The organism is Lysobacter enzymogenes (assembly GCF_023617245.1).
GTDB lineage: Bacteria > Pseudomonadota > Gammaproteobacteria > Xanthomonadales > Xanthomonadaceae > Lysobacter > Lysobacter yananisis.
Map to the genome: position 1 here is coordinate 3569363 of NZ_CP067396.1, position 13905 is coordinate 3583267.

Genomic DNA, 13905 nt, shown 5'->3' on the forward strand with positions numbered 1-13905 from the left:
GCCTGCAGTGCGGGTGCGAAAAAAGGAGAGGTGCGATAGGCGGCTTGCGACGATCCTTGTCGGGGCGCACATCCTGTGCGGAAGCGGGCGGCAAGTATGCCAGCCGCGAAGCGTGCTCGGCGCGGGTCGCGTCGAGCACGCTTCGCGCAGATTCGATTCGTCACTCGCGCCGAGCGAGCGCTCCGCGCAGGCTACCTATCGTCATTCCCGCGAAGGCGGGAATCCAGAGACTTCAGCGTCATGTCGCGGCGAGGCCCTGGATTCCCGCATTCGCGGGAATGACGGTAGGTTAGGTTGCGCCGCCTGTCGCTGGTCGCTGCCGTACTGACGCTTTGCGCCAGCGCGCGCTCGCGATCAGCTCCGCGCCAGCGTCGCCGAACGCCCGATCCACCACTGCGCGGCCCAGTAGCTCGCCAGCACCAGCGCCTGCGCCGCGGCGAACGGCGCGGCGAAGCGGTCGATGGCGAGGGTCGCATCCGAGAACACGAAACAGGCGCCGCCGATCGCCGCCGCGACGCCGGCCGCGTCCGCGCGCCGTCGCCACACCGCCGCGGCCTGCGCGGCCATCGCCGCAAGCACCGCGACGTAGACCACCACGGGAATGCGCAACGCGCCCGGCAAGTCCGGCCACAGCACCGCCAGCACCGCGCCGGCCAGGATCGCGTAGGCCAGGAACGGCCACGCCGCCGCGAACGGCCGCGCGCGCTTGCACAGGCCGACCAGATAGGCCACATGCGCGCACAGGAACGAGGCCAGGCCGAACACGAACCAGTCGCCGGGCAGCATCAGGAAGACGTCGCCGGCGGTGGACAGCAACAGGCCGGCGAAGATCGCGCGGCGGTAGCGCGTGTCGGCCGCGGCGCCCAGGCGCCAGACCATCGCAGCGATCAGCAAAGTGGTCGCGGGCTTGAACGCGTAGTGCAACCAGATCGCCGCGCCGCCGGCATAGGCGCCGACGATGGCCAGCGCAGCCGATACCGCCACGGCCGCGCCCCAGCCGCGCGCCTGCTCGATTCCGCGTTCGCTCATGCGGCCTGGCTCCCTGTCCTTGGCGGCGTATCGATCAAGGCCGCGACGCGCTCGCGCAACCCCGCTTCGTACGCGGCCAGGCCCGGGGTCGGGTCGTTCTCGGCATAACGCCGCGAGCGCTCCAGCCAGTGACGCGCGCGAGCGGCATCGCCGCGCAGGGCGGCGGCCAAGGCGCGCACGCGCGGAGCCAGGTGCGGCAGCGGCCACAGCCAGCGCGCGCGCGGGTTGAGCAATTCCAGTTCGGCCGCGGCCGCCCCGCCGCGATGCCACAGGGCGCGGTGGAACGCCCAATGCAGTTCGCACAAGGCCAGCAGGTCGGCCAGCGACTCGCGCAGCGGTTGCGGGCACGCCTCCACCCGCTCGCGCAAGCGCTGGCGCAGCGCGCCCGCGGCGGCTTCGTCGTTGCGGTCCAGGGCGATGGCGAATGCCAGCCAATCCAGCAGCAACGGCATCGGCTCGTCCTCGGCGGCCATGCGCCGCAACAGTTCCGGCGGCAAGTCGTTCGGGTCCAGCCCCATCGACAGATGCCCGAAAAACCGCTTGACGCTGGCGCCGGGCAAATCTTCGTAGCGGTTGCGGCGCAGCCGCCACAAGGTCAGGCCGTCGCTGGGCGAATGTCCGCCGACCGGATATGGCAACAGGTTCAGCGCGCCGACGAGGCCGTGCATCGTCGCCAGCAACAGCGCGACCGTCCGGCCGAAAGCGTCCTGCCACAGCAGCGCGACCGCTGCGCAGACGGCTGCGACGGCCAGGTTGGCGGCGCAGCCGCCCCACGCCAAGGCGATCGCGTCGCCGCGCAAATCGCGGCGCGGGTCGGGATAGGCCAGCACCCAACCGCCGTAATCGCGTTGCTGCCCGCGCCGCGAGCGCAGGCGTACGCGCAACCCGCGCCGGCGCGGTTGCAACTCCAACGGGCCGATGCCGACATTGGCCACCGCCATCGCGCAGCGGCGCGCGGCGATCCAGTGCCCGCTTTCATGCACCAGTATCGCGCTCAGATAGGCCGGCACCAGCACCAATACGATCGCCGCCGCCATGCCATGGCTCAGCTGCGACGCCACCATCAGCAAGATCAGTACCAGCAGCACCCAGCCCAGCGTTTGCCAGGCCAGGGCGACGCGCCCCCAATTGCGCTGCGCGCGCGGCGACAGGTCGCGCATCGCCGGCGCCGCAGCGTCCGCCGGCGGCGCCTCGTCGTGGGGCTGCGCTGCGTCCATGCCCTCGCTGCGCTCAGTCGCCGCAACCGCTCAGCTTGATCCGCTGGCCCGGCTTGACCGCATAGCGCGGCGCCTTCAGCCCGTTGGCCTTGGCCAGCGCGCGGGTGTCGCAGGAGAACTTCTTGGCCACCTCGGTCAGGGTGTCGCCGCGCTGGATCTTGTAGTCCTTCGGCGTCGCCTTCTTCTTCGGCTCGGCCTTCGGCGCCGGCGCGGGACGGCCGGTGGCGACGGTGACCGGCACGCCGGCGGCGCTGGTTCCGGCGAACGCGAGCGTTCCGTCCTCGCCCGCGCTCTGCGCCGGCAGCACGGTCAGCGGGCCGGTGCGCACGATCGCGCTGCTGGCATCGCTGGCGACCAAGGTACGGGCGAGTTCGGCGCGCTTGCCCTGGGTGCACCAGCGGTTGTACAGGCTCACCATGCGGGTGGTGGCGTTGAGCGTGGTGCCGGCGGACAGGTAGCTGTCGGCCTGGTAGCGCGGATTGAGGTTGCGCAGCGCGCGCATGTAACCGTCGCGGCTGCCGGCGCCGCCCATGCAGATGGTCAGCTCGTAGATCGAGCTGGACTTGCTCAGGCGCAGCTGGGCCAGCTTGTTGTCGACCTTGGCGAAGTTCAGCCCGTACTCGCGCGGGTGCAGGAACAGCCACGCGGCGGCGACCACCATCGGCACGTAGTCGCGGGTCTCGGCCGGGAACTGGTTGTAGACCGACTCGTCCCAGAAGTTGCGCCCGCCGGAGGCGTTGTTGATCCGCAGCGCGCGGCCCTCGCCGCCGTTGTAGGCGGCCAGCGACATCTCGATGGAGTTGTTGAGCTGGCCCAGGCGCTCGTTCAAGTACTCGGCCGCGGCCTGCGCGGACTGCTTGGGGTCGTAGCGGGTGTCGAAGCCCGAGCCGTCGTCGCCGAGGCCGAAGCGCTTGCCGGTGGCGAACATGAACTGCAGCGGGCCGGCGGCGCCGACGCGCGAGGTCGAGTGCACGCGGCCGTTGGATTCCTTGGCCATGATCCCGAACAGCAGCGCCTCGGGCAGGCCCGCGCGCTGGAACTCCGGCCACATCAGCTGGCGCATGTACTGATAGTTGTCGTAGCTCTGCATCAGCGGGCCGCGCAGGTCGGTCAGCCAGCGGCGGATGCCGGCCTGCACCGCCGGGTTGTACTGCACCATCTTGACGAAGCGCTGGCCGTCGTCGCTGAGCAGCGCCGCGGCGCGCGCGGCCTCGGGCACGTCGGCGGCGAGGCCGTCGCTGTCGAGCTGGCCGGCGTCCTCGGCGTCCTCGTCGGTGTTGGCGACCGAGTCGGCGTTGGCCTTGAGCAGGCGCTTGTAGCCGGCCAGCATGGTGGTCGGCGCGCAGCCCTTCTGCTTGAGGCAGGCGGCGATCACGTCCTCCATGTCCTCCAGCGCGGCGTCGCTGTCCTGGCGGCCGGTCGGGTCGGCGTTGCGGATCTTGACCAAGGCCGACTGGTAGCGGGTTTCGGCCGACTGCATGCGCTGGGTCAGCGCGTCGACCGCGGCCTGGTCGCGCTTGGACAGCGCCGCGGCCTGCGGCGAGAGACTGCACAGCGCGAGCGCGGCGGCCAGCGGCGCGACCGCCGCACGGAAGCCTGCCGGGACGCGCATGGCGCGGGCGGAACGTGAATATGCGGGCATGAGGCGTGCAGCAGGTCCTTTTTGCGGGGGGTCAGGGTAACGGCGCGGGTCCGGGCCCGGCAAGGACCGTGACCACAAGCGGGTTTTCCCGACCGGGCCGGCGGCGGGCGGCGCTTGCGCCGCGGGCCGCGGGATGAAGCGGATTGGACTGGGCCGGCAGGCCGAAGTTCATACGAATCGGGCACGCGCGCGACCGCGGCGTCTCATCCGGCCATGCTTCGCCGAAATCCCGGCTGCCGCGCTTCGCGGGCGTTGGCGCCCGTTGCCCCGTCATCGCAATCAAAGCCGAATCCATTCCGTCGCAGCCGTTGCCGTTGATACCGCCGTTGCCCTTGCGCTTTGACGCAACCCCACGCGAAGCCCCCGCCCCGCAGACCCGGAGGGCGCGCGCATGGATGCGCGCGTGCGCCGTAGGGGCAGGATGCCCCTTACGGCGCATCCCCGCGCAAGGTGCTGGACTTAGTGGCTTGTGACCTTAAACAAGCGTTTTTCTTTGGCTACTTTCTTTTGTCGCGCTGACAAAAGAAAGTAGCTCGGCCGCTTGCGGACGAAAGCTTTGGATGGTGGCTTGTCGTCGCGCGACGCATCGGTAACGGCGGAAGCAGCAGCAACGTCAACATGGGTTCCGGCTTTCGCCGGAATGACGGTTATGAGGGTGCGTATCCGACTGTAGGAGCGGCGCGAGCCGCGACCGCGCCGACTCAACTACGATGAAACTTTCGCAATCGCCGCGATGGCGCGGTCGCGGCTTGCGCCGCTCGTGCGCATCCATGCGCACGCCCTCCGGGGCTGCGGAACTACGGCTTCGGGCTTGGGGCGAGCACAGGCAACGGCACAGGCAAGATCAAAATGGATTCCGGCTTTCGCCGGAACGACGGGGTATCTGGGATTACGACGCGACTGCGTTGATTCGCTGCAGCCCGCGCCGTTTCCGTCGCCGGATCCGGATCCGAAACCGGCCCAATCAAAAACTGCGCGAGCGACAACGCGCGCGGCATGCCTCCCCGCCCCGCTTCACGAACCCCACACGCCAGCCGCTAGAATCGGCCTTCGCGTTTTCCCCAAGCATTCCCCCGAACCACGGAAACGGACATGGCCCCGACCCCCGGCGATACCCAGAACGACATCCTGATCGGCAAGGCCGTGACCACGCCCGACAGCGGGCAGGTGTTCCTGCACACCAAGCTCGGCAACCGCCACGGGCTGGTCGCCGGCGCTACCGGCACCGGCAAGACGGTGACCCTGATGACCCTGGCCGAAGGCTTCTCGCGCCAAGGCGTGCCGGTGTTCCTGGCCGACGTGAAGGGCGACGTCGCCGGCCTCGCGGTCGCCGGTGCCGGCAACGACAAGCTGCAGGCGCGGCTGGGCGAGATCGGCGTCGCCGACTGGGCCCCGCAGGCCAATCCGGTGGTGTTCTGGGACCTGTTCGGCAAGCTCGGCCACCCGGTGCGCACCACCGTCAGCGAGATGGGCCCGACCCTGCTGGCGCGCATCCTCGAACTCAACGACACCCAGTCCGGCGTGCTCGACATCGTGTTCAAGCTCGCCGACGACCGCGGCCTGCTGCTGCTCGACCTGGCCGACCTGCGCGCCCTGCTCGGCCTGGTCGCCGACGAGCGCAAGGACATCTCCACCAGCTACGGCCTGGTCAGCGCGCAGTCGGTCGGCGCGATCCAGCGCTCGCTGCTGCGCCTGGAGCAGGACGGCGGCGATCATTTCTTCGGCGAGCCGGCGCTGGAGCTGGCCGACCTGATGCGCACCACCCCCAACGGCCACGGCGTGGTCAACGTGCTCGCCGCCGATTCGCTGATCCTCAAGCCGCGCCTGTATTCGAGCTTCCTGCTGTGGCTGCTGTCGGAGCTGTTCGAGCAACTGCCCGAAGTCGGCGACCTGGACCGGCCCAAGCTGGTGTTCGTGTTCGACGAGGCCCACCTGCTGTTCGACGACGCCCCCGCGGCGCTGCAGCAACGCGTCGAGCAGGTGGTGCGGATCATCCGCTCCAAGGGCGTGGGCGTGTACTTCTGCTCGCAGTTCCCCGACGACATCCCCGACAACATCCTCGGCCAACTCGGCAACCGCGTGCAGCACGCGCTGCGCGCGTTCACGCCGCGCGATCAGAAAGCCGTGCGCACCGCCGCGGAAACCTTCGTGCCGAATCCGGCGCTGAACGTGGCCGAGGCCATTTCCAAGCTCGGCACGGGCGAGGCCCTGGTCTCGACACTGCAGGACAAGGGCGTGCCGATGCCGGTCGAACGCACCCTGGTGGCGCCGCCGCGCTGCCGCATGGGCGCGATCACCGAGGCCGAGCGCGCCCAGGTCCGCGCCGGCAGCCCGATCGGCGGCAAGTACGACACCCAGGTCAACCGCGAATCGGCCGCCGAGATGCTGGCCAAGCGCGCCGAAACCGCGGCCGAGCAGGCCAAGGCGCCGCCGGCCAAGACCCGCGAGCAGGACGACCAAGAGGAAGGCGGCTTCGGCCAGGCGGTCAAGGACGCGGTGTTCGGCACCAAGCGCCGCCAGGGCATGGTCGAGACCATGGCCAAGCAGACCGCGCGCACCGTCGGCACCCAAGTCGGCCGGCAGATCCTGCGCGGCCTGCTCGGCGGCATTTTCGGCGGCAAGCGCTGACGAGCACGAGCCAGGAGTGAGCGTGGAGGAGCGAGGAGTGAGAAAAGGCTCGCTTTCGCTCGCTCCTCGCTCCTCTACGCTCACTCCTCGCTTTCAAACCCGTACCCAGCACAGGAGCTTCATGTGAATCGCAAACTGCTCGCCCTCGCCTGCCTCGCCGCGCTCGCGTTGAGCGCCTGCAACAAACCCGGCGAGACGCCCGCCGCCGCGCCGGCCGAAACGCCCAAGGCCGCCGAACCGGCCGCGCCCGCCGAACCCGCGCCGGCCCCCGCCGCCGACGCCGCCCCGGCCGCGTTCGACGCCGCCGCCTTCGCCGGCACTTTCAGCGGCACCCTGCCCTGCGCCGACTGCAGCGGTATCGACACCAAGCTCGAACTCAAGGCCGACGGCAGCTACGCCCTCAGCGAGAGCTACCAGGGCAAGAAGGACGGCAACTTCAAGGGCGACGGCACCTGGACCGCGGAAGAGAACGGCAAGCGCGTGCGCCTGGACCCGAACAGCAAGAGCGACGACGACCGTCTGTTCGAAATCGCGTCCAAGGACGAGATACGCATGCTCGACACCGAGGGCAAGCCGATCGAGTCGCAGCTCAACTACAGCCTCAAGCGCGCGCCGTAACCGCGCGGCGTCGCATCTCCCTGTAGGAGCGGCGCGAGCCGCGACCGCGACGCCTCGACTGCGCCGAAACTTGCGCCGCAGTTGGGTTATCGCAGTCGCGGCTCGCGCCGCTCCTACAGGGGGTAAACCGATCTTCACCTCGATTTGCTTGAACCGCGCCGCGGCCTCTGCGATAACGTCGGCCCCGCTGTCGCGAGTACCGCCATCATGGGCCGTTGGCGCCCGCCCGCCGAACACAGCACCGCGCTGATCACCCGCGAGGGCCACGCGCGCCTGAAACATGAGCTCGACGAACTGTGGCGGGTGCGCCGCCCCGAGGTGGTCAAGGCGCTGGCCGCCGCCGCTGCCGAGGGCGACCGCTCCGAGAACGCGGAATACACCTACCGCAAGAAGCAGTTGGCCGAGATCGACCGGCGCGTGCGCTACCTGAGCAAGCGCCTGCCGCTGTTGCGGGTGATCGAATCCACGCCGAGCGATCCGCAATCGGTGTTCTTCGGCGCCTGGGTCGAGGTCGAGGACGTCGCCAGCGGCGAGCTGGCGCGCTACCGCATCGTCGGGCCGGACGAGACCGATGCCAGGCTCGGCCATATCAGCATCGATTCGCCCCTGGCGCGGGCCATGCTCAAGCGTCGCGTCGACGACGAGTTCGAGGCGGTGCTGCCGGCGGGGCCGGCGCGTTTCGCCATCGTCGAGGTCTCGTACGCCCCGCCTGCCGGCTGAAAGGCGCCCGGTTCGCGTCATCGCCCGCGCAGTCGCGCGGCACGACGGTAGGAGCGGCGCGAGCCGCGACAACACGGCTACGACGCAAGCTTCGGCGCGGTTGCGTTGTCGCGGTCGCGGCTCGCGCCGCTCCTACAGGGGCTTCGGCCGCGTTCACCGCAGCGGGAACGGCTTACACCGCGACGATCCGAGGCCCGCCGCGCGTATCGCAGCGCGGCGTCCCGACCACCCCCGCGACGGGCGCCGGCACCCGGCAGCCGATCAGATCCGGACACCAGGCGCAGCGCGCCGGCAGGTTGCGCGGCGCGACCGGCGCCGCGACCGGCGAAGCGGCGCGCGCGCCCGGGCTCGTCCGGATCGAGCGCATCGCCGCCTCAGCCGCGCTGCTGCCGGCGCAGGCCGAAATACTGCAGTTCGGCGAACACCGCCACCACCGCCGCCTGCGCGAGCACGAAGGCCACGCCGAGCGGGTTCGGCGCGATCGCGCCCTGCAACCACACCAGCAACGACGCGGCGACCCAGGCGACGTTGAAGCCGATCAGCGTCCACGCCAGCGGCGCGGCGATCGCGCGCCGGGTCAGGGTCCAGCCGAGGAAGGCGATCCAGCCCATCAGCACCAGGCCGGCGCCGCGCAGCCAGTCGGCGTCGATCGCGGTCGCGCGCGCCAGCGGTTCGGCGGCCGCCAGCTGCAACACGCCGGCGGCGCCGGAGACGAGCAGATCGGCCTGCACCACGCGGCGCAGGAACTGGGCGGGTCGGGGATGGGCGGCGATGGCCATGGTCGTTCTCCTGTGGTGTGGGTTCGTCTTCGTTCGCCGCCATCACACCGCTGCGCGCGCGGCGGGTCGATTACCCGCCAGGTAATGCCGGCGCCGGCGGCGCTGGGCTAAGGTGGCCGCATGAACGACTCGCGCCCCGTGGGCGAGCTGCTGCGCCAATGGCGCCAGCGCCGCCGCCTGACCCAATTCGATCTGGCCGAGATGGCCGAGATCTCCACCCGCCACGTCAGCTTCATCGAGACCGGGCGCTCGCTGCCGAGCCGGGCCATGCTGCTGCGCCTGGCCGACCGCCTGGACGTGCCGCTGCGCGAGCGCAATGCCTTGATGACCGCGGCCGGACTGGCGCCGATGTACGCCGAACGCCCGCTCGACCATCCGGCGATGCGCGAGGCCTACGCCGCGGTCGAACTGGTGTTGTACGCGCACGAACCGCACCCGGCGCTGGCGGTGGACCGGCACTGGAACCTGATCCAGCACAACCGCGCGCTGGCCCCGATGCTGGCCGGCGTCGCCGACCACCTGCTCGCGCGCCCGGCCAACGTGCTGCGCGCGGCGCTGCACCCCGAAGGCATGGCGCCGGACATCCTCAACTTCGGCGAATGGCGCGCGCACATCCTGCACCGGCTGCGCCACCAGATCGAAACCAGCGGCGACCCGGTGCTGGAAGCGCTGTACGCCGAACTGCAGGCGTATCCGCCGCCGCCCGGCCACGATTCCGCCGAGTACGACCCGGCCGAACTCACCGGCGCCGCCCACGTCGCGGTGCCGTGCCGCATGCGCACGCCGTTCGGCGAACTGTCCTTCATCAGCACCACCACGGTGTTCGGCACGCCGATGGACGTGACCCTGGCGGAACTGGCGATCGAATCGTTCTTTCCGGCCGATGCGGCCACCGCGAAGGCGATGCGCGAGTTCGGCGCGAGCCTGGTGGCGTCTTCGTAGCGCCGGCGGCGAGGCGCGCCGGCCCCAAGGCTGCGCGCGCCCAGGCTTCGTACGCCTAGCACCTCGCCTCGCAGGCCGCCCCCATCACCCCGCACGTCCATACCCCGTCATTCCGGCGTCCTCCGAAATGACAAGTTGGGTGGCTTCATTCGTCGGCGCGCAGCGCCCGCCGGGACAGCAGGTGGCGTCGTAGCGCCATTGCCGCGGTCGCGGCTCGCGCCGCTCCTACCGTCGGAAGCGAACCCGCATGAGCCCCTGTAGGAGCGGCGCGAGCCGCGACCGCGACACCGCGCCTGCGACGCCACGCCCCGGCATCGCCCGATACCGTCCGTCGGCCCGCACCCGAATATTTTACCAATCGGTTGACAGTCGCCCGCCCCGGGCGGATATTCAACCACATGGTTGAACATGACTCCCAACGGCTCGACGCCGTCTTCCAGGCCCTCGCCGACCCCACCCGCCGGGCGATGCTGCGCCAGCTCGCCGACGGCGAACGCAAGGTCGGCGAACTCGCCGAGCCCTACGCCATGACCCTCGCCGCCGCCTCCAAGCACATCAAGGCGCTGGAACGCGCCGGGCTGGTGCGGCGCGAGGTGCGCGGGCGCATCCACGTCTGCCGCCTCGACGCGCAGCCGCTGTACGGCGGCTTCGAGTGGCTGCGCCATTACGAACGCTTCTGGAACCAGCGCCTGGACGACCTGGAAGCGCTGCTGCGCGCCGAAGACGACGCCAGCCGCCGTGCACCCGCGCCGGCAGCGCCGACATCCGCCGCGTCCGCCGAACCGCCCCGCCCATCGCGGCGCAAGCCGCGTCCCTGACCCGCCACGCCTCCCCGGAGACCGCCATGAACCTGCCCGCCAACGACGCCTACGGCGTCCTCACCGCCGCCGATTCCGTCCGCATCGAACGCGTCCTGCCCGGCCCGATCGAGCGCGTCTGGGCCTATCTCACCGAATCCGACAAGCGCCGGCACTGGCTCGCCGCCGGCGAGATGGACCTGCGCGTCGGCGGCGCGGTCGAGCTGAACTTCGACAACGCCCGCCTCACCCGCAACGACGATCCGCCGCCGGCCAAGTACGCCAGCGACTGCGTCAACACCTTGCGCGGCCGCATCACCGCGATCGAGCCGCCGCGCCTGCTGCGCTACACCTGGAACGAAGACGCCGGCAGCAAATCCGAGGTGAGCTTCGAACTGAGCGAGCAAGGCGAACAGGTGCGGCTGGTCGTGCACCACCGCCACCTGTCCAACCGCAGCGGCCTGGTCAGCGTCAGCGGCGGCTGGCACGCGCACCTGGGCCTGCTGATCGACGTGCTGTCGCAGCGCGAACCCGAAGGTTTCTGGCGCAGCCACAGCCGCCTGGACGCGGAGTACGAGCGGCGCATCCCGCAGGCCTGAGCGCGGCGCAAGGCGGGCGCGCGGCGCGGACGGTAAGCTGTGGGCCCTTTCGCCTACCCGTCCGAGGTCGTCCGTGCCCGCAGCGTCCCGCTCCGCCGTGTCCCGCCCTGTCGCGTCCCGCTCCGCCGCGTCCGCCGCCCTGCGCGCGTTGCCGCTGGCGCTGCTGCTGGCGGCCGCCGCGCCGATGCTGGCCGGCTGCCAGCGCCCGGCCGAGCAGGAGCAGGCCGCGGCCGCGCCGAAGGTGATGCACGGCCGCATCGCCCAGTTCGAAATGATCGACCAGCGCGTCGGCACCGGCGCGGTCGCGCAGCCGGGCCAGGAAGCGATCGTGCAGTACACCGGCTGGTTCTACGACGAGACCGCGCCGAACAAGCGCGGCAGCAAGTTCGACAGTTCCTACGACCGCAACGGCCGGCCTTTCAGTTTCCTGCTCGGCGCGGGCCGGGTGATCCGCGGCTGGGACGACGGCGTCGCCGGCATGCGCGTGGGCGGCAAGCGGGTGCTGATGGTTCCGCCGGACCTGGCCTACGGCAAGGACGGCGCCGGCGGCGGCGCGATCCCGCCGGACGCCTCGCTCGTGTTCGAAGTGGAACTGCTCGGCCTGGAAGCGCGCTGAGCGCGCGCGGTCCGGCGCGAACGCGCGCCGGGCCCGCGCCGGGCCTCGGCGCGCGACGCCTCAGCGCAGCGACTCGAGCGCCTGCGCCGCCAGTTCGAACGAGCGCAGCCGCGCGGCGTGCTCGAAGATGTTCGCCGTCACCATCAATTCGTCCGGCCGGTGGCGGGCGACGAAGGCGGCGATGCCCTCGGCGACTTCGCCCGGATCGCCGACCACCGCGCAGGCCAGGGCCTGGGCCACGCCGGCTTTCTCCAACGGCGTCCAGAAGCTTTCGATGTCGTCGATCGGCGGCGGGATCAGCCCCGGCCGGCCGCGGCGCAGGTTGACGAAGGCCTGCTGCTGGGTGGTGAACAGGCGCCGGGCCTGCGCGCTATCCGCCGCGGCGACCACGTTCAAGGCCAGCATCGCGTGCGGCGCCTGCAGCCGTGCGGACGGCTGGAAGTCGCGGCGGTAGAGGGTCAGCGCCTCGTCCATCGCGTCCGGGGCGAAATGCGAGGCGAACGCGAACGGCAGGCCCATCGCCGCCGACAGGCGCGCGCTGAACAGGCTCGATCCCAGCAGCCATACCGGCACGTCCAGCCCGGCGCCGGGCACCGCGCGCACCGCCTGCTGCGGCTGCGCCGGTTCGAAGTAATGCAGCAGCTCGGCCACGTCCTGCGGGAAGCTGTCGGCGCCGTCGTAGTAGCGGCGCAGCGCGCGCGCGGTGGCGTGATCGGTGCCGGGCGCGCGGCCCAGGCCGAGATCGATGCGGCCGGGATACAGCGAGGCCAGCGTGCCGAACTGCTCGGCCACCTGCAGCGGCGCGTGGTTGGGCAGCATGATCCCGCCGGCGCCGACGCGGATGCGGGACGTGCCGCCGGCGATATGTCCGATCAGCACCGCGGTCGCGGCGCTGGCGATGCCGGGCATGTTGTGGTGTTCGGCCAGCCAGTAGCGGGTGTAGCCCAGCGCTTCGGCGTGGCGGGCGAGGTCGAGGCTGTTGGCGAAGGCCTGGCGGGTGTCGCTGCCCTGGCAGACGGGCGCGAGATCGAGGACGGAATACGGCAGCATGCGGGGGTCGGCGCTCCGGAAGGGATGGTTCCGATCTGGGGCCGGGCGACGGCGGAATCCAGCGCGCGATTGGGGAGGAATCGGCGCTTATGTGTTGCCGGATGCGCTAGGTTGGCGCGCCCTCCTCCGCCCCCCTGCTTTCGCAGGGGCGGGCTCTTCGGGGCACCTTCTCCCGCAAGCGGGAGAAGGAACGGCGCACTGCCGCGGCGCTTCGAGCCTCTCTCCCGCCCTCAGAACAGATCGAACGCCAGCCCCTCGCGCTCGTTGTCCCACACCGTGCAGACCACCCACCAACGCCCGTGCTCGTGGCAGACCTGGATGCTGTTGGCGCCGCGCTTGAGCAGCACCGGCGAACCCGGCGCCGGGCGCGCGTCGTACTTGCTCCACACGTGCGCGATCTGGCCGAAGCGCTCGATCCGCTGGTCGGTCTCGACCTCGAAGAAATCGTTGTCGGCGAACAAGGGCGCGACATCGGCGATGTACTGCTCGACATCGAACACCACCGCCCGGGTCGAACCGTCGGCCTCGACCACGGTGCGCAGGCTCAGCGCGCGCGGATGCATCAGGTAGCGGAACCGCGCCCAGTCGCGCGGCGCCCCAGCCGGGCCGGAAATGCATTCGTACACCGCCCGCACCAGGCGGCCGATGTCCTGGGTGTCGGCGACCCAGTGGGCGGGGATGGGGGCTGGCGTGTCGGTCATGGAGGCTCTCAGGAGTGAGCGGAGAGGAGCGAGAAGCGAGAGACGGCACCAGCGGAGCGCGGCGCGGGAGCATGGCGGGCGATCGGGCGTTCCCTCCCGCTCACTCCTCGCTCCTCTCCGCTCACTCCTCAAAAAGGCATAGGCCAACCCGCTAGCGGCGCGATCAGCCAGTACAGCCCGCCCAGCACCAGCGCCCACATCGCCGTGCGCAGCACGAACCCGACCAGCTTGAAGGCCAGCCACAAGGCCACGACGACGACGAACAGGGCAACGATGTCCATGCGGGCTCCCGCGCAAAACGGCCCCGAGCTTACCGCGCCGCGCGCCGCGCCCGCCCCTGCCATCCTTCCTGCCGCGAACCGATGCGGGAGGGCTTTCGAGCCCGACGCCTTCCACTGCGCCGTGGCGCTGTTGCCTCGTCGATAAAAAAATCTCGACAAGCCGACAAACGGCAGGAACAATTTCCTAACATTTGGGTCTAGTGCTTCCGACATCGCCGCCAAGCGCAAGCCGCGAGGCCGCGACGCCCAGGCCGGCGCCACGCGCAGACCTGAGACACTGGATTGG

General features: G+C 70.9%; 14 protein-coding genes. 7 read left to right on the top strand and 7 right to left on the bottom strand.

Features of this window, described 5'->3' with window-relative positions; all coding sequences use genetic code 11:
- Window positions 1–354: 354 nt before the first annotated feature.
- The 3 genes from JHW41_RS14655 to JHW41_RS14665 are packed head-to-tail and all read right to left on the bottom strand — an operon-like array spanning window position 355 to window position 3858.
- A complete protein-coding gene (locus JHW41_RS14655) occupies window positions 355–1029 on the bottom strand; it encodes a lysoplasmalogenase (RefSeq protein WP_250442888.1) in 675 nt (224 codons plus the stop codon).
- Complete coding sequence (locus tag JHW41_RS14660) at window positions 1026–2246, bottom strand: M50 family metallopeptidase (protein WP_250442891.1); 1221 nt, start codon at window positions 2244–2246, stop codon at window positions 1026–1028. The genes JHW41_RS14655 and JHW41_RS14660 overlap by 4 nt, the downstream gene beginning before the upstream one ends.
- 13 nt (window positions 2247–2259) lie before the next feature.
- Window positions 2260–3858 (bottom strand): transglycosylase SLT domain-containing protein, encoded by a 1599-nt coding sequence (locus JHW41_RS14665; RefSeq protein WP_250442893.1) that lies wholly within the window; start codon window positions 3856–3858, stop codon window positions 2260–2262.
- A 1122-nt stretch (window positions 3859–4980) separates the two neighbouring features.
- On the opposite strand from JHW41_RS14665, the gene JHW41_RS14670 reads away from it, so the two are divergent.
- The 3 genes from JHW41_RS14670 to greB all read left to right on the top strand — a co-directional run bounded on the left by JHW41_RS14670 (window position 4981) and on the right by greB (window position 7854).
- Window positions 4981–6516 (top strand): helicase HerA-like domain-containing protein, encoded by a 1536-nt coding sequence (locus JHW41_RS14670; protein ID WP_250442896.1) that lies wholly within the window; start codon window positions 4981–4983, stop codon window positions 6514–6516.
- A 123-nt stretch (window positions 6517–6639) separates the two neighbouring features.
- Window positions 6640–7134: a copper resistance protein NlpE gene (locus JHW41_RS14675; RefSeq protein WP_078999997.1), complete on the top strand. Its 495-nt coding sequence runs from the start codon at window positions 6640–6642 to the stop codon at window positions 7132–7134.
- Window positions 7135–7341: 207 nt separating this feature from the next.
- Complete coding sequence (greB, locus tag JHW41_RS14680) at window positions 7342–7854, top strand: transcription elongation factor GreB (protein WP_078999996.1); 513 nt, start codon at window positions 7342–7344, stop codon at window positions 7852–7854.
- A gap of 374 nt (window positions 7855–8228) precedes the next feature.
- Here greB and JHW41_RS14685 read toward each other — a convergent pair whose 3' ends face one another.
- Window positions 8229–8633 (bottom strand): hypothetical protein, encoded by a 405-nt coding sequence (locus tag JHW41_RS14685; RefSeq protein ID WP_250442898.1) that lies wholly within the window; start codon window positions 8631–8633, stop codon window positions 8229–8231.
- A 120-nt stretch (window positions 8634–8753) separates the two neighbouring features.
- Between JHW41_RS14685 and JHW41_RS14690 the strand changes: the two genes are divergently transcribed.
- The 4 genes from JHW41_RS14690 to JHW41_RS14705 all read left to right on the top strand — a co-directional run bounded on the left by JHW41_RS14690 (window position 8754) and on the right by JHW41_RS14705 (window position 11587).
- The gene (locus JHW41_RS14690) at window positions 8754–9575 is read left to right on the top strand and encodes a helix-turn-helix domain-containing protein (protein ID WP_057947296.1); all 822 of its coding nucleotides are present in this window, start codon (window positions 8754–8756) and stop codon (window positions 9573–9575) included.
- Between the two features lie 398 nt (window positions 9576–9973).
- Window positions 9974–10393 (top strand): ArsR/SmtB family transcription factor, encoded by a 420-nt coding sequence (locus JHW41_RS14695; RefSeq protein WP_250442901.1) that lies wholly within the window; start codon window positions 9974–9976, stop codon window positions 10391–10393.
- Between the two features lie 26 nt (window positions 10394–10419).
- Window positions 10420–10971 (top strand): SRPBCC family protein, encoded by a 552-nt coding sequence (locus JHW41_RS14700; RefSeq protein WP_078999530.1) that lies wholly within the window; start codon window positions 10420–10422, stop codon window positions 10969–10971.
- 184 nt (window positions 10972–11155) lie between these two features.
- The gene (locus JHW41_RS14705) at window positions 11156–11587 is read left to right on the top strand and encodes an FKBP-type peptidyl-prolyl cis-trans isomerase (protein WP_078999544.1); all 432 of its coding nucleotides are present in this window, start codon (window positions 11156–11158) and stop codon (window positions 11585–11587) included.
- A 60-nt stretch (window positions 11588–11647) separates the two neighbouring features.
- Here the strand turns inward: JHW41_RS14705 and JHW41_RS14710 are convergent, their stop codons facing one another.
- The 3 genes from JHW41_RS14710 to JHW41_RS14720 all read right to left on the bottom strand — a co-directional run bounded on the left by JHW41_RS14710 (window position 11648) and on the right by JHW41_RS14720 (window position 13619).
- Entirely contained in the window at window positions 11648–12637 is a 990-nt protein-coding gene (locus tag JHW41_RS14710) for an LLM class flavin-dependent oxidoreductase (RefSeq protein ID WP_250442903.1), read from the bottom strand.
- Between the two features lie 230 nt (window positions 12638–12867).
- The gene (locus tag JHW41_RS14715) at window positions 12868–13338 is read right to left on the bottom strand and encodes a hypothetical protein (RefSeq protein ID WP_250442905.1); all 471 of its coding nucleotides are present in this window, start codon (window positions 13336–13338) and stop codon (window positions 12868–12870) included.
- A gap of 128 nt (window positions 13339–13466) precedes the next feature.
- On the bottom strand, window positions 13467–13619 hold the full coding sequence (locus tag JHW41_RS14720) for a hypothetical protein (RefSeq protein ID WP_157490365.1): 153 nt from the start codon (window positions 13617–13619) through the stop codon (window positions 13467–13469).
- Between the last annotated feature and the right edge of the window lie 286 nt (window positions 13620–13905).

Excerpts from the sequence above, each read along its gene's own strand:
- JHW41_RS14655 (WP_250442888.1), bottom strand. The coding sequence starts at position 1,029 with ATGAGCGAACGCGGAATCGAGCAGGCGCGCGGCTGGGGCGCGGCCGTG.
- JHW41_RS14660 (WP_250442891.1), bottom strand. The coding sequence starts at position 2,246 with ATGGACGCAGCGCAGCCCCACGACGAGGCGCCGCCGGCGGACGCTGCG.
- JHW41_RS14665 (WP_250442893.1), bottom strand. The coding sequence starts at position 3,858 with ATGCGCGTCCCGGCAGGCTTCCGTGCGGCGGTCGCGCCGCTGGCCGCC.
- JHW41_RS14670 (WP_250442896.1), top strand. The coding sequence starts at position 4,981 with ATGGCCCCGACCCCCGGCGATACCCAGAACGACATCCTGATCGGCAAG.
- greB (WP_078999996.1), top strand. The coding sequence starts at position 7,342 with ATGGGCCGTTGGCGCCCGCCCGCCGAACACAGCACCGCGCTGATCACC.
- JHW41_RS14685 (WP_250442898.1), bottom strand. The coding sequence starts at position 8,633 with ATGGCCATCGCCGCCCATCCCCGACCCGCCCAGTTCCTGCGCCGCGTG.
- JHW41_RS14690 (WP_057947296.1), top strand. The coding sequence starts at position 8,754 with ATGAACGACTCGCGCCCCGTGGGCGAGCTGCTGCGCCAATGGCGCCAG.
- JHW41_RS14695 (WP_250442901.1), top strand. The coding sequence starts at position 9,974 with ATGGTTGAACATGACTCCCAACGGCTCGACGCCGTCTTCCAGGCCCTC.
- JHW41_RS14700 (WP_078999530.1), top strand. The coding sequence starts at position 10,420 with ATGAACCTGCCCGCCAACGACGCCTACGGCGTCCTCACCGCCGCCGAT.
- JHW41_RS14705 (WP_078999544.1), top strand. The coding sequence starts at position 11,156 with ATGCTGGCCGGCTGCCAGCGCCCGGCCGAGCAGGAGCAGGCCGCGGCC.
- JHW41_RS14710 (WP_250442903.1), bottom strand. The coding sequence starts at position 12,637 with ATGCTGCCGTATTCCGTCCTCGATCTCGCGCCCGTCTGCCAGGGCAGC.
- JHW41_RS14715 (WP_250442905.1), bottom strand. The coding sequence starts at position 13,338 with ATGACCGACACGCCAGCCCCCATCCCCGCCCACTGGGTCGCCGACACC.
- JHW41_RS14720 (WP_157490365.1), bottom strand. The coding sequence starts at position 13,619 with ATGGACATCGTTGCCCTGTTCGTCGTCGTCGTGGCCTTGTGGCTGGCC.